At 39.1% G+C, this 19,843-nt stretch carries 15 protein-coding genes and 1 other RNA gene; 8 read left to right on the top strand and 8 right to left on the bottom strand.

Annotation, left to right across the window (positions count from 1 at the left end):
- The first annotated feature begins 332 nt into the window (after window positions 1-332).
- A complete protein-coding gene (locus ACK8HY_RS08155) occupies window positions 333-839 on the top strand; it encodes a thioredoxin family protein (RefSeq protein WP_077432516.1) in 507 nt (168 codons plus the stop codon).
- A 499-nt stretch (window positions 840-1,338) separates the two neighbouring features.
- On the opposite strand, the gene ACK8HY_RS08150 is transcribed toward ACK8HY_RS08155, so the two are convergent.
- Window positions 1,339-2,730, bottom strand: a complete 1,392-nt coding sequence (locus tag ACK8HY_RS08150; protein ID WP_077432517.1) for an arginine decarboxylase — start codon at window positions 2,728-2,730, stop codon at window positions 1,339-1,341.
- A gap of 108 nt (window positions 2,731-2,838) precedes the next feature.
- On the opposite strand from ACK8HY_RS08150, the gene argS reads away from it, so the two are divergent.
- Genes argS through ACK8HY_RS08135 form a run of 3 tightly spaced genes read left to right on the top strand, consistent with a single transcriptional unit; the run spans window position 2,839 to window position 6,907 of the window.
- The gene (gene argS / locus ACK8HY_RS08145) at window positions 2,839-4,623 is read left to right on the top strand and encodes an arginine--tRNA ligase (RefSeq protein ID WP_416133330.1); all 1,785 of its coding nucleotides are present in this window, start codon (window positions 2,839-2,841) and stop codon (window positions 4,621-4,623) included.
- Window positions 4,624-4,627: 4 nt separating this feature from the next.
- Entirely contained in the window at window positions 4,628-5,704 is a 1,077-nt protein-coding gene (locus tag ACK8HY_RS08140; protein ID WP_416133329.1) for an oxidoreductase, read from the top strand.
- Window positions 5,705-5,761: 57 nt separating this feature from the next.
- A complete protein-coding gene (locus ACK8HY_RS08135; RefSeq protein WP_416133373.1) occupies window positions 5,762-6,907 on the top strand; it encodes an NAD(P)/FAD-dependent oxidoreductase in 1,146 nt (381 codons plus the stop codon).
- A gap of 86 nt (window positions 6,908-6,993) precedes the next feature.
- Here ACK8HY_RS08135 and ACK8HY_RS08130 read toward each other — a convergent pair whose 3' ends face one another.
- Window positions 6,994-8,037: a helix-turn-helix transcriptional regulator gene (locus ACK8HY_RS08130; RefSeq protein WP_077432520.1), complete on the bottom strand. Its 1,044-nt coding sequence runs from the start codon at window positions 8,035-8,037 to the stop codon at window positions 6,994-6,996.
- Window positions 8,038-8,195: 158 nt separating this feature from the next.
- Between ACK8HY_RS08130 and rnpB the strand changes: the two genes are divergently transcribed.
- Window positions 8,196-8,573: RNase P RNA component class A (gene rnpB, locus ACK8HY_RS08125), an RNA gene on the top strand.
- A 65-nt stretch (window positions 8,574-8,638) separates the two neighbouring features.
- Complete coding sequence (locus tag ACK8HY_RS08120) at window positions 8,639-10,030, top strand: sigma-54-dependent transcriptional regulator (protein ID WP_416133328.1); 1,392 nt, start codon at window positions 8,639-8,641, stop codon at window positions 10,028-10,030.
- 136 nt (window positions 10,031-10,166) lie between these two features.
- On the opposite strand, the gene ACK8HY_RS08115 is transcribed toward ACK8HY_RS08120, so the two are convergent.
- The 4 genes from ACK8HY_RS08115 to ACK8HY_RS08100 all read right to left on the bottom strand — a co-directional run bounded on the left by ACK8HY_RS08115 (window position 10,167) and on the right by ACK8HY_RS08100 (window position 15,218).
- Window positions 10,167-10,826: an HAD family hydrolase gene (locus ACK8HY_RS08115; protein WP_416133327.1), complete on the bottom strand. Its 660-nt coding sequence runs from the start codon at window positions 10,824-10,826 to the stop codon at window positions 10,167-10,169.
- 75 nt (window positions 10,827-10,901) lie between these two features.
- Window positions 10,902-12,803 (bottom strand): DUF3857 domain-containing transglutaminase family protein, encoded by a 1,902-nt coding sequence (locus ACK8HY_RS08110; RefSeq protein WP_416133326.1) that lies wholly within the window; start codon window positions 12,801-12,803, stop codon window positions 10,902-10,904.
- Complete coding sequence (locus tag ACK8HY_RS08105) at window positions 12,800-14,776, bottom strand: DUF3857 domain-containing protein (RefSeq protein ID WP_077432524.1); 1,977 nt, start codon at window positions 14,774-14,776, stop codon at window positions 12,800-12,802. The genes ACK8HY_RS08110 and ACK8HY_RS08105 overlap by 4 nt, the downstream gene beginning before the upstream one ends.
- A gap of 67 nt (window positions 14,777-14,843) precedes the next feature.
- Window positions 14,844-15,218: a hypothetical protein gene (locus ACK8HY_RS08100; RefSeq protein WP_077432525.1), complete on the bottom strand. Its 375-nt coding sequence runs from the start codon at window positions 15,216-15,218 to the stop codon at window positions 14,844-14,846.
- A 436-nt stretch (window positions 15,219-15,654) separates the two neighbouring features.
- On the opposite strand from ACK8HY_RS08100, the gene ACK8HY_RS08095 reads away from it, so the two are divergent.
- Both ACK8HY_RS08095 and ACK8HY_RS08090 read left to right on the top strand, forming a co-directional pair.
- The gene (locus ACK8HY_RS08095) at window positions 15,655-16,179 is read left to right on the top strand and encodes a hypothetical protein (RefSeq protein WP_077432526.1); all 525 of its coding nucleotides are present in this window, start codon (window positions 15,655-15,657) and stop codon (window positions 16,177-16,179) included.
- A gap of 102 nt (window positions 16,180-16,281) precedes the next feature.
- On the top strand, window positions 16,282-17,160 hold the full coding sequence (locus ACK8HY_RS08090; RefSeq protein WP_416133325.1) for a flagellar motor protein MotB: 879 nt from the start codon (window positions 16,282-16,284) through the stop codon (window positions 17,158-17,160).
- A gap of 88 nt (window positions 17,161-17,248) precedes the next feature.
- Here ACK8HY_RS08090 and ACK8HY_RS08085 read toward each other — a convergent pair whose 3' ends face one another.
- Window positions 17,249-17,881: a gluconate 2-dehydrogenase subunit 3 family protein gene (locus ACK8HY_RS08085; protein ID WP_416133324.1), complete on the bottom strand. Its 633-nt coding sequence runs from the start codon at window positions 17,879-17,881 to the stop codon at window positions 17,249-17,251.
- Window positions 17,882-17,884: 3 nt separating this feature from the next.
- Window positions 17,885-19,621 carry a GMC family oxidoreductase gene (locus tag ACK8HY_RS08080; RefSeq protein ID WP_077432529.1) on the bottom strand — a complete coding sequence of 579 codons (1,737 nt, stop codon included), beginning with the start codon at window positions 19,619-19,621 and terminating at the stop codon, window positions 17,885-17,887.
- Window positions 19,622-19,843 lie beyond the last annotated feature (222 nt).

The raw sequence follows: 19,843 nt of genomic DNA, 5'->3' as shown, positions 1-19,843 counted from the left end.
TTCTGGGTCGATATAACCAATTGATACTAAGTTATAGTATATTTATGAGATTTTAAAGGAATTTTGTGAAAAATATTTGAAAACAATTTGTGTTTTCTTTTGTTTTCTTTTGTTTTGTTTGTTTATGTTTGTCTTGTTTCTAGATAAGGTATTCTAGTTTTTATTCTTTTAAAAACTAGAAAGATATTGTATGGTTTCTTTATTATGGCTGGTTATATGTCGTTGTGATGAATATTTTTTTTATATACTGTTTAACCATTATAGTGGGCTTATGTTTTGGTTTGGGGAAAATGATTTTGTATTTTTAAATCACATAAATAATTTGTTGGAGAATGAAAAGGATTAAATTATTGTTTTGGGGGATAGCTGTATTTTTGGGAAGCCAATTTGTGCATTCACGTGCGATCGCTCAGGAGGTTTCAAAAACACAGGGTGAACTGATCAAGCCTTACAACCCGGAGGCCGATGCGCAAAAAGATATTGATGGTTTGATACAGCTGGCTAAGAAGGAAAAAAAGAATATTATTATTCAGGCTGGAGGGAATTGGTGTGTATGGTGCCTGCGATTTAATGATTATATCCATAAAACAGCAAGTGTAGATAAATTGCTAAAAAGTCGTTTCCTTTATTATCACCTAAACTATTCGAAAGAAAATAAGAACGAAGCGGTTTTTCAAAAGTATGCACCTGAAGGAAGTAAATTAGGTTATCCGTTTTTTATTGTATTGGATAAGAACGGAAAGACGCTTCATGTACAGGAGAGTGGTAGTTTGGAGAAAGGGAAAAGTTACGACGAAGACAAAGTACTGAAATTTTTCAGTGCCTGGGTAGCGAAATAAAAGAGTACCGCAGCAGAATTTCTTAAGGAAAATTATCATAAAATAACGGAAAATATACAGTGAGCAGGCCCCTTATTTAGGGGTCTGCTTTATTTTGTGGCAAGCTGATAGATCGGAGAAGTTTCCTGCTAAAGATTTCGCGATTAGCTATGGGTTTGCGTTAGGGAATTTGGGAGGCAACTTCATAATTAGCCCTAGTTTATAGGGAATATTATTCGGAGTTTAGACATATTTTATTCGGTTTCATCCGAATGAGGTCCGAATGAGGTCCCTGTTAGGTCCGTATAAAGTCCCTGTTAATTGGCAACTTGTTATAAAGTTAAGTACTGTTAGTTTCGTTGATTGATAGGGGAGAGCTTAGAGTGCAGATGATTGGAAAAAGTAGGGTAGCGACCTAAAAGAATAGGTCTGGATCTTAAGATCCAGACCTATCTCTTATGGTTGATTCGCACTGAAAAGATGCGTTAAATTTAGAGTGCCATTTTTTAGATGGAGTATTTTATTGATAGCCCAATAGCTTCATGACTTGTTTGGAATTTTGTTCCTCTCCAAATACTTCGTAGTTGAACGTCTCATCTCTATTTCTACGAACCAAAACATGTTTTGGCGAAGGAAGTAAACAATGGTGAATTCCTCCGTAGCCACTCAATACGTCTTGATAAGCACCTGTATGGAAGAAACCTAGGTATTGTACTTTACGTGTTTTAGGCATAAAAACAGAGTTCATATGTGCTTCCTGATTGTAATAATCCTGGCCATCACAGGTGATTCCGCCCAAGTTGACGCGTTCGTACTCTGAATCCCAATTGTTGATCGGTAATAGAATGTACTTTTGGTTCAACGCCCAAACATCTGGTAGGTTGGTAATGAAAGATCCATCAATCATAAACCAGCGTTCGCGGTCATTTTGTTGTTTACGTCCCAGTACTTTATATAGGATGCCTGATGCTTCAGCGACGGTATATTTGCCAAATTCTGTAATAATATCCGGTTCCATCACTTCGTGGTGTGCGCAGATTTGTTTGATCCGGTTGACGATTTCGTTGACCATATATTCATAATCGAAATCGTGTACCAGTGAATCTTTAAAAGGCATTCCACCACCGATATCCAAGGTGTCTAGGTCAGGGTTTATCTTTTTAAATTTACAATAGAGGGTTACATATTTCTCCAGCTCATTCCAATAATATGGTGTGTCTGAAATCCCCGAATTGATAAAGAAGTGAAGCAGTTTTACTTTGAAGTTGGGGTTGTCAGCAATTTTGTTGTTGTAGAATTCTACAACATCTTCTTGACGAATGCCCAGTCTTGATGTATAAAATTGAGAATCAGGTTGTTCTTCCGAGGCGATGCGAATTCCCAGGGCACAGGGCTCGTCCAATTCAATTTCATCGTCGTATAGGTTGAATTCTTCTTTGTTGTCCAGTACGGGTATAATATTTTTATATCCATCATGGATCATATCCACAATATACTGCTTGTACTGGTAGGTTTTAAATCCATTACAGATGACTGTAATGTCTTTTGTTACGGTACCCTGTCTCTCCAATGAGTCAATCATCGGCATGTCAAATGCAGACGAAGTTTCAAGGTGGATGTCATTTTTCAAGGCTTCTTCTACGATATGCTTGAAATGAGAGGATTTGGTACAATAACAGTATTTGTAAGTTCCACGATAGTTGTGTTTCAGAATAGCGGTCTGAAACAGGATTTTCGCTTGTTGAATTTTTTTGCTGACGATAGGCAAATAAGTAAAACGTAACGGCGTACCGTACGTTTCTATCATTTCCATTAAATTCAAATCGTGGAAATACAATTCGTCGTCGATGATTTCGAATCCGTCTTGCGGAAAACCAACACTTAAGTCAAGAAATTCCTGATAGCTCTGCATTTTTTATTATTTTTGCAAAGATATACTTTAATGGTGAATACCTAAATAAGGAATGTTATTTATTTCCAGTTCACTATCAGGAAGTTGTAAAATTTACAAAATCATTAAATGGCAAATTCTATTCAAAGGCGACTTGTTGAAGTCACTGTACAGGCTGTTAAAACGCTTTATAATGCAGATATTTTAGAACATCAAATTGCTTTACAGGCGACCCGAAAGGAGTTTGAAGGGCAAATTACCATCGTAACTTTTCCGGTAACCCGCTTTTCGAAATCTTCACCGGAGCAAACAGGTAAAGAGATCGGTGCCTACTTGCAACAACATATTGCTGAAATTTCGGACTTCAATGTGATAAAGGGTTTTTTGAATATTGTACTTTCCGATGACTACTGGGTTTCCTTATTGAATGAAACGATTGTTGCCAAAGATTTTGGTGTCTTTCCGGCGAATGGAAAGAAATTGATGGTTGAATATTCTTCGCCCAACACAAATAAGCCACTGCATTTGGGTCATATCCGAAATAATCTATTAGGTTATTCTGTTGCTGAAATTCTGAAGGCCTATGGTTATGAAGTGATCAAGGCAAATCTAGTAAACGACCGCGGTATTCATATTTGTAAATCCATGCTGGCCTGGCAGAAATTCGGTGCCGGAGAAACGCCGGAGTCTACAGGAATGAAAGGTGATCACCTTGTGGGCAAATACTATGTAGTCTTCGATAAAGAGTATAAGAAAGAAATTGAAGCATTGAAAGCGGAAGGTCAGTCAGAAGATGAAGCAAAAAAGAATGCGCCACTGATGAAAGAAGCGCAGTCTATGCTTCAAAAGTGGGAAGCAGGAGACGAAGGGGTGATTAGCCTCTGGAAGACCATGAACAATTGGGTCTACGCTGGTTTTGAAAAAACCTACAAACAATTGGGCGTAAACTTTGATAAATATTATTACGAATCCGATACCTATCTGTTAGGTAAAGATATTATTCAGGAAGGGCTTGACAAAGGTGTTTTCTTTAAGAAAGAGGACAACTCCGTTTGGATAGATCTGACAGATGAAGGACTGGACCAAAAATTGGTGCTCCGTGGCGACGGTACCTCGGTTTATATTACACAGGATTTGGGTACCGCACAGCTTAAATATGATGAGTTCAAGATGAGTGAATCTATTTATGTAGTGGGTAACGAACAGGATTACCATTTCAAGGTATTATTTTTGATCCTCAAAAAATTAGGTAAGTCCTGGGCAGACGGACTATTCCACTTATCTTATGGGATGGTTGATTTACCTTCCGGTAAAATGAAATCCCGTGAAGGAACTGTCGTGGATGCTGATGATTTGATGGCTGAAATGCTTAAAACTGCGCAGGAACGTACGGAAGAACTTGGGAAAACCGAAGGTTTGACCGAAGAGGCGAAGGCTGAACTTTATAACACGATAGGGATGGGGGCGTTAAAATACTTTTTATTGAAAGTAGATCCGAAGAAACGCCTATTGTTTGATCCAAACGAATCGGTAGACTTCCAGGGACATACCGGACCTTTTATTCAATACACTCATGCGCGTATCAAGTCTGTTTTGAGTAAGGCTGGATTTGATAGCAATAGCCCTGTTTCGTTGCTGACGTCCATCTCGCCTTACGAACGTGATCTGATTCAGCAGTTGGGCGCATTTCCCGAAACGATTGAAGCATCTGCACAGGAATTTAGTCCAGCACAATTGGCAAATTATATTTACGAGGTTGCCAAATTATATAATAAATTTTATCACGAAGAGAGCATATTGAAAGCCGAAGCTGATGACGTAAAGAATTTTAGGTTGCATCTGTCCGCTGCTGCAGCTAAAGTTATCGCTAAGGGGATGGAGCTGTTGGGTATCTCTGTACCAGAAAGAATGTAACAATATGAGAAAGATTCGTGTAGGCCTTATAGGCTTTGGTATTTCGGGGCAGGTTTTTCATGCCCCCGTTATGCGTTCGATTGCGGCATTGGAACTTGTAAAGGTTACTGCGCGTAAAGCTGAACAACAGGCTTTATTGAAAGAGCGCTTTCCGCAAGCTGAAATCGCATTATCTGCAGATGAAATTTTTGCTGATGATACAATCGAGCTGGTCGTCGTTGCTACCTCTAACGATATGCACTATCCCCTCGCAAAAAGAGCTTTGGAAGCGGGAAAACATGTTGTTGTAGAGAAACCTTTTACAAATACAGTCGAACAAGCTGACGAGTTAATTGCGCTCGCAAAGGAAAAGAACCTGGTGCTTGCTCCTTATCATAATCTGAGATTTACTTCGGATTTCCGTACACTTGTGAAAATCATAAAAGGTGGACGACTGGGGAGGATCGTAAATTTGGAAACGAGATTTGACCGCTTCCGGAATTATTTGCGGCCAAATGCATGGCGTGAGGAAAATATACCCGGATCGGGTATATTTTATGATTTAGGATCGCACCTTATCGACCAGGCTTTACAGTTATTCGGAAGGCCAGACGCGGTATTTGCAGACCTTGCCATACAACGTGATCATGCAAAAACCATCGATAATTTTGAATGTATTCTGTACTATGACAACCTGAGAGTCTCTCTGAAAGGATCAATGCTTGCGAAAGAACCGACCTCACGGTATCGTGTTTTTGGTATGAATGGCAATTTTGTAAAAAATGGCGTTGACCCCCAAGAAGCCTTACTGCGGGACGGTAAGTTTCCGGATGAAGACCCTAGTTGGGGAATGGAGGATCCAAGTATTTATGGTAAACTGAACATTGTTGAAAATGGCCAGGACATAGAGGAAATCATTGTGTCGGAACGTGGATCTTATCCTGACTTTTATCAAAATGTTGCGGATACTATTTTAGGCCACGCGACCTTACTAACTTCGGCAGACCAGGCACGGGACGTGATTCGTATTATCGAACTTGGTTACCAGAGCCAACAAGAGCGGCGCGTTGTTCCGGTTGATGGTCAATTGATTGCTTATTAATATCAGACAGTGAAGACATACGATGCGATTATCATTGGCGCCGGTGCCTGCGGTCTTATGTGCGCAGCGCAGGCAGGACTGCAGGGCAAGAAAACACTGTTATTGGAGCGTAATGATAAAGTTGGTGCAAAAATCTTGATTTCAGGAGGTGGAAGATGTAATTATACAAATACCGGGACCACTATCGCTAATTTTATCTCTGAAAATCCCGATTTCTTACATGGTATTTTTAAGCAATGGACGGTCGACGATACCATCGATTTTTTCGAAGCATACGGTATTAAAGGACAGGAGAAAACCTTAGGGCAGTTATTTCCGGAGACCAATAAGGCGAAAGATATCGTTGCAATATTCTCAAAAATTCTTTATGAAACCGGACAGGATATTGCGCTTAATATACTTGTGAATTCGGTGGAAAAGAGTGCTAATGGATTTATCGTAAAGGCAGAGCATTCGAAAGGGGAATATCAGTATGAAACTAAAAAGCTGGTTATTGCCTCAGGCGGGCTGCCGGTTCAAAAGCTAGGCGCATCTGATTTTGCTTTACGTGTCGCAAAACAGTTTGAGCTAGAAATTGTGAAGACTGCCCCGGCACTAGTGCCTTTAACAATTACAGGTAAAGATGCTGATTGGTACAGCTCTCTCGCTGGTAATTCAGTGTTTTCAAAAGTGTCCACAGCAAACATCGCTTTTGAAGAGAATATATTATTTACACATTGGGGGTTGAGCGGCCCGGCAATACTCCAGATATCAAGTTATTGGAGTCCTGGGCAGGAGATCACGATAGATCTACTTCCAAAATTTAATCTTGAACAGTTGATCAAGGAAGAGCGGCAGCAGGGCGGAAAGCGAATGGTATCCCAATTGCTGAATGATTATTTTAGCAGGAAGTTGGTGGATGCGTTGGGTAAATTCTTGGCATTGGACCTCAAAATAGCATCCCTGAGCAAAGCAGACGCTAAGTTGATCGTAGATACAATTCATCACTTTAAGGTCAGACCTGCGGGTGATAAGGGCTACGATAAAGCGGAGGTGATGCGGGGCGGCGTTTCGACGAAAGAATTGCACGGTAGGACATTAGAATCCAAGAAAATACCAGGTCTTTATTTCGGAGGTGAGGCTGTTGATGTGACGGGTTGGCTTGGTGGTTATAATTTCCAATGGGCTTGGGCTAGTGGTTATGCAATTGCGCAAGCCATTTAGAATGCGTTCGCCCAGATCATTCCTTTGTTCTATTGTGAATGCCCGATCCAGATTTTTGCCGAGAGAAGATTGAAAAAAATGTAATTCTATAAGGTATCGTTACTTTTTTTCGATTGATCGAGATATAGCTGAGATGCTGCTGTTAACCGCTGTTTTATCCGGTTCTGCAAATTGCGCGGGGCAATTACCTTGATCGCTTCACCGAAGCCTAATATTTCCCTTTCCAACTCAAAATTAAGGACTACATCAATGCGGACCAAAATTGATCCATCTTCCTTTTTGTCTAAAATCTGCTGTGAAGAATGTAATGGCTTTGTTTCGACATAAGGTGCATTCCTTGCATTGATTTCCAGGATAACACGTTGGCCACGGTCTTTCTGTGTTTTCGTCACCCCAATAGTATCGGCAAAATATCTTTCAAAATCTATTCCCGAATAGGTTATATATGAATTTTTGCCCATTTCTTCGATTGTATCAATTCGATCTAAGGCAAGCGTCATCAAGCCCTCATTTTTTCTGTGATGGCCGATGAGAAACCAACGATTGCGATATTCTTTTAAGAGGTAGGGGGAGAATATCAGATCTTGTTTTTGCTGCGCTTTAAAGGATTGATAGCCTATAAGAAGCGGTGTTTTTTCGCGAATGGCCTGATGGAGCTGACTAATAAATGATAAGCCCTTCAAAAGATTATTGTTTTCCATTTGGATAATGGAGGGTTGATTGTCTTTTTTAGTATGGATGCTATCTTCGAGGCGTGCGACAATATCGCTCATTTCATCAAAGCTTGAAAAGCCACTAACATGTTTTAAGACCTCTACAGCTTCCTTCATTTTTTGCATATCGCCAACCGAAATAGGAGAGTTGCTTATACTATAGTTTGGGTCTTCGTAGGTATAAAACTTACGATGTGTAACGACGATTGGTGCATTATATCCCAGTTTATTGCTTCTCATCAACTGGATATCACCTTGCACAGTACGTTTACTTATGCCATTTTTGATACCTTCAAATTCATAAAGAGCATCGGAAACTTTTTCCATGAGGTCTTCCAAAGTCCATTTACGATGTCTTAAGCGCAGACAATTATCTATTGTTTTATAACGGATCAGTGCAAGTTTGTTTAATGCCATAAGTTGTTGGTACAAGTTTAGATGAAAATACGAAACTTTATGTTATCTACGCAGGAGTATTGCGTAATTTTTGTTGTGCCTGAGGTCTTAAGCGCAGCTTCGTGGAAATTATAAAGAAATAGGCTGTTTATCCAACTAAAATCGCTACTTTTGCGCAGAAGCAAACTGGTTCTATCGCTGCTCTTTAGGGAGGAGAGGAAAGTCCGGGCAACATAGAGCGACACGCTTCCTAACGGGAAGGATGCTATGTAAATAGCAGACAGAAAGTGCCACAGAAAATATACCGCTTTTCGGAGTAAGGGTGAAAACGTAAGGTAAGAGCTTACGGTCTTGTATGGTAACATACACTACGGTAAACCTCGTGTGTTGAAAGACCAAATAGGTTGCGAAACCCGAAGGCTGCTCGTCTTCTTTCAATTTATTGGAATTCGCAATGGGTAGGTTGATTGAGTTTGTCAGCGATGGCAAATCTAGATAAATGATAGAAATTCCACTTCGGTGGTCTACAGAACCCGGCTTACAAGGTTTGCTTCTTTTTCGCTAATTGCTAAAAAAACCTTATATTGATATCCATAATTGAAAATAGCATAACGCTGAATTTATGAGTACAATTTTAATCATTGACGATGAGCGCGCCATCAGAAGTTCTTTGCGTGATATCTTGGAATATGAAGATTATACGATTTTAGATGTTGACAATGGTCGCGATGGATTGGATATTTTAAAAAAGGAGAAGGTCAACTTGGTTCTGTGTGACATCAAGATGAACAACATGGACGGAATGGAAGTGTTATCTGAAGCACATCAGAGCAGTCCAGATATTCCTTTTATCATGATCTCTGGCCATGGAACGATTGAAACGGCCGTTGAAGCAGCAAAAAAAGGAGCTTTTGACTTTCTAGAAAAGCCGTTGGACCTAAACAGGTTACTTATTACGGTTCGGAATGCCTTGGATAAAAGTTCTCTTGTCACCGAGACCAAAGTTTTAAAACGCAAGGTCAGTAGTTCAAAAACCAAAGATATATTAGGAGAATCGGGAGCAATAAAACGTATTAAAGAAACGATCGATCGCGTTGCTCCAACAGAAGCAAGAGTATTGATTACCGGAGCGAATGGTTCGGGTAAAGAACTGGTGGCCCGTTGGCTGCATGAAAAATCAAATCGTTCACAAGCTCCTTTGATTGAAGTAAACTGTGCCGCTATTCCTTCTGAGCTGATCGAATCGGAATTATTTGGACACGAAAAGGGCTCTTTTACTTCGGCGATAAAACAGCGTATCGGTAAATTTGAACAGGCAAGTGGCGGGACACTGTTTTTGGACGAGATAGGTGATATGAGCCTTTCTGCTCAGGCCAAAGTGCTACGTGCTTTACAGGAGCATAAAATCACCCGGGTTGGCGGAGATAAAGAAATCGATGTCAATGTACGTGTTGTAGCTGCCACCAATAAAGATCTGCTTAAGGAAATTGAAGACGGCAATTTTAGAATGGACTTATACCATCGTCTCTCGGTGATTTTAATCCATGTGCCCGCATTAATAGATCGTGTCGATGATATTCCTTTACTTTCAACAAACTTTTGTGAGGAAATCTGTATGGAATATGGTATTCCTGTTAAAGAAATCACAAATGCTGCAATGAAAGAATTAAGTCATCTGCCTTGGACCGGAAATATACGTGAATTGCGTAACATGATCGAACGGTTGATTATTTTGAGTGATAAATCGATTACCGATAAGGATGTTATTGCATTTGCTAATCCTTCGCGTGAACCTGTCAATGGAATTGCCCATGAGAGAGGCACGGTAAATTACGGACTGGATATGGATTCGTTTGATTCATTTCAGGATTATAAAGATCATGCAGAAAAAGAATTTATAAAATATAAATTGGAAAAAAATAACTGGAATGTTTCCAAAACTGCGGATGACCTGGATATACAACGGAGTCATCTCTATAGTAAGATCGAAAAATTTGGTCTCAAAAGAGATTAACAAAAAATAAGGGCTTCCCAAAGAAGCCCTTATTTTTTGTATACATTTTTGCTATAATTCCGCTGTATTAAATTGAAGAAACAAAGTTAAATAGGGCCTTGTGTCAATTTATCGATCATTTTCTGATGAGCTTCTTTTAGTGCAATATAGCTTTTATATTCGCGACCGAAATTTCAGTATAGTTTCTGATATAGATATCGCTCAGGGGAAGATCCTCTCTTTTATGGGTAGATAGTACGGCAACAACCTTCATGCCTGCATTTTTAGCTGCTGTAATCCCAGAGAAAGAATCTTCAAATACAATGCATCTTTCAATCGGCATGGCCAGATTCTCCGCTGATTTCAAGTAAACTTCAGGATGCGGTTTGTGCAATTTGACATCTTCACTGCTCAAGGTTGAAGAGAAGAGATCTCGGATCTCTAATTCATCCAAAATTAAGTCCATATTTTCTTTTGGGGCGGAAGTTGCTACCGCAAGTTTGAAGCCCTTGTCTTTTAAGTCCTTCAGAAACTCAATTAAGCCCTTGATCGGCGCAACATGTTCCTTATAGATTACCCTGAACAGTTGCTCTTTTTCAAACTCAAGCGTACGCAATTCCTCAGGTGAGATTGGACGTTTAAAAAAATGTTGCATAATATAGCTGTTGTGTTTGCCATACATATGCTGTTCAAATTCTTCTTCAGTAGCTTGATGGACGTTATGGTTTTTAAAAAAAGCTCTGAATGCTTCAGCGTGAAAGGGATTTGTATGGCTTATTACTCCGTCCATATCAAAAATAGCTGCATATTCTGTCATTCAGCTAATATACAATAATTGCTTTATCCGGTTGTTTGACAATCTTCATATTCTGGTAAATATTTTAGGAAGATATTACAATAGGCTCAGATTATAACGTCCTCTATCGGAACTGCTCACTTCTTTATGAAACTGAAAGAAATCCTCATAGTTGCTTGCCGGATAATTCCCTTCAAAGAGCTCCAATTTTCTATAGGTGAAAAGTTTATTTCCTTTTATCTCCGATTTCAATTCATATTTTCCAAATGGTTTTTCAATTACTTTCTGCTCTGGGGTTATTTTTTTTACGATGTTTTCCGGCAGTGTGATGTTTATGCTGTCAATATCGACAAATCCCCTTTCAATAAAAATATCTTCCGTACGGTTCTTATTCTCGGATATGCTGGATTGTGTGTTGAATATATTTGGCTGAATCAGCATCTTATTTCCATTTTTTACAGCATAGTTTTTAATGGAAATGGAGATGTTCTCTTCAATGAATGGATTGTGTTCTTTGTGTTCTGTATATTTAACCTGTTCAAAATTGATGTTATCGATATTATAGTACTCTGTCAGCAGCTTTGTTTTTTCGTTATTGCTCGCCAAAAGAATTTCCATATGATTCTCATATTGCGTTCCATAAAACTTTGTGTTTAACGATCCTTTTATGCTGCCATCATCGGAGAGACTGAGATCGGCATTACGAACCTGAAGATTGGTTGAATTGGTATATTTTGGTGTATGCATAATTACACCGCCATTTTCGGTACAAGCAATCACATCTCTGTCATCCGTAAAATTGCTCAGGAATCCAAAAGGAAGGTTTTGGCTGGTACACTCTAGCCAGGTTGTGTCATTTTTGAATGGTAGGCATAGAATCGCATGATTGCCATCCTGCACATTTGCAAATGTCTTATGAAAATTTTCCTTACGCTTACCCGCTTCGACCATACAATAGTAAGAAGGTATACCTACAGCAGATAACATGCTTGCCATATAATTGACCAGGGCTTTGCAATCACCATAACCTAAACGGTCAACCTCAGATGCCGGAAAAGGTTCCAGTCCACCAATTCCAATTTGGATACTGATATATCGCGTGTTTTTTTGCAGATAATCGTAAAGGATCTTGGCTTTGTCCCGATCCGATGCGGCATTTTTTGTAAGTGATATGAATTTCTGTTTTGAGGCTTCAGTAAGATCTTGCTTTTTGCTCAACAATTTGGTTGTAAACCAGTCACCATACTCTTTCCAATCGTTAAAGTTGCCTTCTTTTCCATAATAAACAAAGTTTTCGGGAACGATTAATAAACTTGTTCTCTTCAGGTTAGGATTGGGGCTATAAGATTCCTCTTTTTTAGCTGGAATTTGTTCTGCACTCCAGGTTTTACTGACTGTTTTATCGGTTTTCTCTTCTTTAATATTGCCTTTATAGTTTTTTGACTCAATTCGGAATTCACTGCCTATTGGACTTATGAATTGATAGCTGCTTTTTTCAACGGATACATTGTTTGAAACTTCAGGAGTCCATGAGGGAATGATTAAGTTTTGTTTATGCCTTACTTCATATTGATACTCGACGGTATAGGGGTAACTATGATAATCCGGGATATAGACCTTCATTCTTGAGTCAGCGAACATTGTACTATTGTCAACAGCACTTACATCTTTAAAATCCTTGGTTGCTATTTTTTTCTGCAATATCCCCATCTCATTATAGATAGCTCCCTTGATGTTTTTGATCTCATTTGATTTATTATAATGTATTGGAAGGGCGGCATAGTAATCCCCATTTTTATTATAAACAGTAATGACACGCGTGACAGTTTCCGTGACTTGCTCAGGCGATTTTACTTCCACAACAGTTTTGTCATTTCGGACTGTTGCTACTGCCCGACTTTTTAGCACACCCGGAATCTGGGCAATATCGTAGTTTTCCTGAGCAATTGAAGCAATTGGTATAAGGAAATAGGCTAAATTGGCAAATAACGTTTTCATTTTTTTGTGGTTAATCTAATGTCTAATTTCTGCTGTTGTATAATACGAGAATAGAGCTCTTTTAAAGAGAAGTATTCGTCTACCGTAAATATTGGTTTATTAAAACTAAGGCTCCCCATAACCTCTAGTTTGGTGCCAGCTAGCTGTGTGATGTATTTATATCTTGCAGCAGATTCGGGAAGAGCCAAAGATATATTTTGTGGTTTATCGGTTACTTCGTATTGTTCTGGGATTTCTAATTGAATATTGTATTGAAGTTTAGATTTAAATCCCATATCTACAGGATAAGTGCGGTCCTGAATTTTGAAGGGATTGTACGATATGCGATCGATGACATTTGGAGCAAGTGATAAAAGGTTGCTTTCGGGTTGTTTATTCACCTCCAGTGTAATTTCAAACGTTTCGCTCAGTGGCTGATCAAGTTCGTCAAGATGTTCAATTTTGGCATTCGTAAAACTAACGTTGGGCATTTCCTCATCTAGTTTTTCCCAATATTCTTCGAGCGAATTGAATTTAGCGATATGCTGTCTTTTTAAGAGCGCTTTATTACCTTGACTGCTGATGGTGAGTGTGCCCTTAATTTGACCTTGTTCATTCAGTACTCCCGTCAACGTATAATATTGTTCGGAGATCTCCTCGGAGGCTAAGGGGAACCAATCTGAACTCTTTTTGGAGTATATGATTCTGCCACGCTCATTGAGACATTGCAAAGGTAATGAGCCAAAGGGAAGATAGCTATTTGATGCGTCCAATTTATATTTTATTCCGTCAATGTCCACACAGGCGATTACATAATCAAAGTCAGATAATACAGGAAATAGCGAATTGGGATTACCATTTCGTCTTGTCGATAAAATAATTGGATAGGCATCTAAATCCGCTGCTTGTAGGGCTGTGATCAGCGATAAATTGATATCACCAATATTACCAGTTCTTTTTTCTAGCGCTTTTTCGATCCCATTTTCGGAATATTTTCCAAGATAGTTATTCCATTTTATCTGTTTCTTGATGTAGTCATAGATTTTAATGGCCTTTACCAATTTTGAGTCGTCTGGAGATAAAAGCGTTGATAGCGTAGTTTTGAATAGATCTGTTTTTTTGAATTGCCCACCAAAGGTCTTCTCATTCATTAATTCTGTGTCAACATCTTTCCATGTTTTACTAAATGTTTTTTTGACACCAGTGCTTGGATAGAATATGGATTCGAGTTCGTAATATATGGCAGATTTAAAATTTTTTGGGGAAGTCATAAAGTCTTCTTCAACAAAAGCCGGAATATTGGACATCGTATAGGTGAGCTTTGAACAATCCATTCTTACTCCATCCAAAAAAAGATATTCCTTTAAAACTTCTCCCTTTTTTTGGTCATCAAGTCTATAAGGACCACGCAATACCACATTATAGGTAAAAGATGCTGGTATGATTGCGATATATTGGCTTTGTAATTTGGGGATATCATCCTGAAATTCCCATGTCTTAAAATTAAATAGATCCTGTTCGAGTGTCCGATAAGAAACTTCTATGATGGATCCTTCTTTAATATTGGGAAGTGTGAATTTGTTCAGATCGAGGTAAGTGGAGTAATTTTCTTTAAAAACCTTTTTACTTTCAAGTTCTGCTCGAATAATCTGTCCGTTTTCCAAGTTGTAGGTAACAGCCTTCAATTCATCCAGGTGGTCACGGACATAACTTCCTCTTTTGTAGGACGGTATTTCGAAATTAGCTTTCTTAAATCCTTCTTTATTATTTATACGAATGAGGACATGGTATTCATGCATCAATTTGATCCGATGATCATAATCATCGACGAACACGGAACTTTGTCCAAATTCTTTTAAAACAATAGCGTTGGCATTGCTATCCAGTGGCGTAGTCGAGAAATCCGAGATACTTACTTTACCAAAATCGAAATTCTGTCCAAAGATCTTTGAACAAAAACAAAATATTAAAAACAGCGTTAAAAAATGGCGCATAACTTAGGCGTAATTTGTATACGAATATAAGTTTTTAGCCAAAATTAAACGATAGCTCTAAAAAATATTATTTATCTATTTGTAATAAATTGTCAATGACATCGGTAATATTATCAATATCCTCGCCATCTTCTAGCATAGAAAATGCGAGGTAGGTTGCGTAGATTTCAGGACTAAATTTAACATGTTTATCTGAAATGAACTTATCAATCTGTTGTTCATTGCATTCGAAATGGATGCTTTGCAATTCATTGAACAAGTTTGTTGAAATGGTCTGGTGATTTTCTCCACAGGCAAATCCGGCAATAATATGGAATAGAAATTTATCGGTTATTTCGTCATCTTCCTTTTTGAACATAGCACGAATATGCTTATAATCGAATTTAGTTTTTGCACTATTGACGATAGTGTCCCAAATCTGATACTCCGCTTTTGTCTCCATAGCTCGCTTTAAATTTATATTGGTATAAGCAATATACTAAAAATAATTCTATTTTAAGCAAGAATGGAGACAAGATTTCTTAGAAAGAGATAGGAAGTTGTAGAACTTTTCCTTCGTTCGGTCTGATCTGGATTAAGGCTGTAGGAGTTTGAAAATCAGTTCGCCCAATATGCAGCCCAATAGAATTCCAAAAAGAACAGATAGACATACTTTTAACCATTTGGGGCTTGTTTTAAGTGCTACTTTCATGGCGCAAAAATGCGTTAAAAATATCCTTTTGGAAAGAAATTCGGTTTGGAAAAAGCCAACTGTAGTGATCTGATGACAGCTGGTTTTAGGCTTTGTGGTATGATAATTGAAAATTAATATTTGAATTCGATTTTTTTAGTAATTTAAGTCGGAAAAAGAATGTTTTGAAAAAGCCTGATTTATAATTATGATGACACGAATAGTATTGACAGTATTTCTATTTACAATAGCAAAGATTGGATTGGGACAGCAGCTGAATATTGATAAGATCAGGAAAGACTATGCTGAGGCCGTTAAGGATGAGGATTTGTGCGAACGTAATTTTGAGGTGCTTGATGAGGGGGCCAAATCTACTACAGAGAAGGTCTATCGTGCAGCTTATGAGATATTGATAGCGAAACACATGGGCAACCCGTTTAGGAAAGTTGGCCAATTTAAAGAGGGTAAGAAGCATTTGGAGGAATTGATCAAAGACAATCCCAATCACATTGAAGCCAGATTCATTCGTTGGAGCGTACAGGTCCATGCTCCATCTTTTTTGGGCTATAAAGACAATATTATAGAAGATAAAAATTTCTTGGTCAAGAATCTTCGTAAGCTCCCGAATGAGGAAGCGAAATCCATTATTTACAATTATCTGAAAGGAGCCAATCCTTATTTGAAAGGTGAGCAAATATTCACTACAGCGGAGCTAAAGGAGCTAGGACAATAGACGTTAAAGGATGTTAATTCAGTAGCGTACTTTTTTTTTGGCTAAGATATTGCTTTATCTTAGTTCAACGAATTAATTCAACATCTACAAAATTAGAATGCTATGAAGAATATAGGTTTTCCGATATCCATACTGACCGCAAGTTTACTTGTTACGGGATGTGGTGTCAGTAAAAAGACATACCTAGGTTTGCAGACAGAATATAAAAATTTGCAGACACAATATCAGGATAGTCAACTTCAATTGACTGAAAGTCGGACAAGAATTAAGAGTTTGGAAGATCAGTTAGCTTCAGAACGGCAAAATAATGCTGATCTTAAAGCTGCTTATGCTGCGTTGCAGGGTTCTTTGGATAAGAGTATCAATCAAAACTCACAGGGAAATGTCAATATTTCCAAGCTTGTTGATGAAATCAATGCTTCAAATAAATACATTAAACACCTTGTTGAGACCAAGAACAAGTCTGACTCGTTGAATTTGGTATTGACAAATAATCTGACCCGCTCACTGAGTCGTGAGGAATTACAGGAGGTTGATGTGCAGGTGTTAAAAGGTGTCGTTTATATTTCACTTGCAGATAATATGCTATACAAGTCTGGAAGTTATGAAATCAGTGATCGTGCTGATATGACTTTAAGCAAAATAGCGAAGATTATTCAAGATTATAGAGATTATGAAGTATTGATTGAAGGTAATACCGATACTGATCCGATTTCAAAACCCAACATCCGGAATAATTGGGATTTAAGTACATTGAGAGCTTCTTCGGTGGTCCAGGCTTTACAGACGAAGTACGGAGTGGATCCGAAGCGATTGACAGCAGGGGGTAGAGGTGAGTATAATCCTGTCGCCGATAATTCCACAGCTCTCGGAAAACAGCGCAATCGGAGAACACAGATTATTATTACACCAAAACTGGATCAATTCATGGAATTGATCGACAAGGCTCCGGAACCAACTGAAGTGACACCGGTACAATAAAGTAAATAATAGCAATGTCTGTCGTAATAACGACATTGCGAGCAGTTAAAAAAAGAAAATCCTTTCCAGCTTTGGAAAGGATTTTCTTTTATCCGAAAAATTTACTTGGATCAAAACCATGTTCTTTTAGGACATCGTCCGGAACACCGTTCCATACACCGGGTTTGTTGCCGGCATATCCGATATCTTTGATTCCTATTTCGCTGGTATAAAAACCGGAGGAGGTCAGATTGCGCATTAAGGAGAAAAATGCCGCTCCCTGTTGCATTTCAGGCTTTGCTAGTTCAGGATAAGCAATTTCATCAATGAGTGCGAGCTGTTCCTTTGAGTCACATTTTATAAACACGTTGCCGTATCGTCTTTTGGTTTGGAGATCGAGCCATCGCAACCCACCACGCATAGGGATTTTGTTGTCAGGTAAATCCTTTACAATAAACTCGATAAAATCTGGGACTCCCGCCTCAGAGGCACTGCCTGATTTGCTGTCCTTCGGAATAATGATGTCGGCTAAAACTGTAATTGTTGCCATTTCATGTTCATCAAAAAACTTTTCTTCTTTTAAGCGAGCTGTCCGTTCATATTCAAAATCCTGGACGCCCGGGAGTTTATCACCAGTTGCGGCTGTCGTATTTTTGGTGTCTTTTGAATTACAAGCTGCGGTTAAAAGACCTGATCCGGCAGCAATAAAGCCCAGTGCTTTTAGAGATTCTCTTCTGTTCATGCTTTAACCATTTAATTTTTTCTTTTCCTGTAATATATATTCTGCGGTACGCATCGATAAAGCCAGAATTGTCCATGTAAGGTTCTTGTCACCTTGTTGTACAAAAGGTCCAGCATCGACCACATAGAGGTTTTTACAATCATGCGCTTGTCCCCATTTGTTTAATACCGAAGTTTTTGGATCGTTCCCCATTCTTGTTGTACCACCCTCGTGAATAATTTTTCCGGGAGCTTCTAAGCCATATAAGGTATCAGCTCCAGGGATCTTCGATGTGATGACAGCCCCCATTTCATGCATAATAGCTTGAAAAGTTTCTTGCATATGTTTGGCCTGAGCGATTTCTTCATTGGCCCATTTGTAATTGAAGCGAAGGACAGGGATTCCGAATTTATCCACTTGGTTGGGATCAATTTCACAATAGTTATCTTTTCTTGCCAGGGCGGTGCCACGTCCGGCCATGCCCACATTGGCACCATAGTAACTACGATAATCTTCTTTAAGTGCGGTGCCATAGCCACCTTTTGCTTTTGTTTTTCCGTCAGCGCTTTTACCAGCGTCATTTACCTTTGGTACCCAATTTAGGAATCCATAAGAAGGCATATGCAGACCGCCGCCATATTCAATATGGTAGCCTCTTGGGAAGTTCAATTTAGCATTGTCTTCCCACCAGGGCGAATAGATATGCACACTTCCGACACCATCTTCATTATACCTTTTACGATCAAGTAATTGAGGTAAATAACCAGAGAGGCTGGCACCAGTGGAGTCGTGGAGATATCTGCCGACTAAACCGCTGCTGTTGCCGACACCACCCGGATGCGCTTTAGATTTTGAGTTTAACATAATCCGGGCACTTTCACAGGCGCTGGCTCCTAGAATTACAGTTTTGCCTTTTACGGTATATTCCTGTAAATCTTTGGTGTCAACATAGGAAACACCGGTAGCTAATCCTTCGTCATTGGTCAGCACTTCCCGTACCATTGCATTGTCGATGACCTTTAGATTCCCTGTTTTCATCGCCGGAATTACCAGGCAGGATGAAGAGGAGAAATCACCATATACCTTACATGCACGGCCGCATTGGCCACAGTAGAAGCAAGTACCGCGGTCTTTTATGTCTTTCGATACTTCGGTCAGGACTGCGCCCCTTCCCGGAATAACAGGTACACCAGCTTTCTTTGCTCCTTTTGCAATATATAGTTCATTAAGACGCGGCTTGGGAGGTTTCATAAAAATACCGTCAGGTTCGTTATGTATACCCTCAACGGTACCATAAATACCAATCATACGGTCGACACGATCATAAAATGGCTTGACTTCATCATAGGTGATGGGCCATTCGTCGGTCATGCCATCTTTTGGTTTGAAATCATCGGGACCCATGCGTAATGAAATACGACCCCAGTGATTTGTTCTACCACCAAGCATCCTTGCTCTGAACCATTCGAATTCGGTTCCACTAACTTTGCTGTAAGGCTCTCCTTCGAGTTGCCAGCCACCAAAGGCTGCGTCAAAATCGCCAAAAGGTCGTGTAGTGCCAGCTCCTCTGCGGGGAGATTCCCAAGGCCAGCGTAGTTGTAACGAATCTTTTGCGGGATCGTAAAATGGGCCAGCCTCCAGCATCAATACTTTAAGGCCCGCGTGGGCCAGGATATATCCGGCCATACCTCCACCTGCACCTGAGCCTACGACGATAGCGTCAAACAATTCGGGATTCTCTTTAATTTGATAATTTGACATAATTAAATTGAGTAATTAATTGAAAAGCCTGCGAGATACATGTTTTTTGAGATCTATATCTGTGGGAAGGTTCAACTAATCGATGGTTATTGTTTCATGTTTAAAATCATCGTGAATATATTGATAAAATTTTATTTTTTTTCAATTTAATTTATCGTTTTAGCATTATTCTAAATAAAGAATACGAGATTGTTACAAAATAGGCCTGTCGATTGCAATGAA

Source organism: Sphingobacterium sp. NGMCC 1.201703 (assembly GCF_047784615.1).
GTDB lineage: Bacteria > Bacteroidota > Bacteroidia > Sphingobacteriales > Sphingobacteriaceae > Sphingobacterium.
Note: the sequence above shows the minus strand (reverse complement) of the source record. Positions and strands in the feature narration are given on the sequence as shown.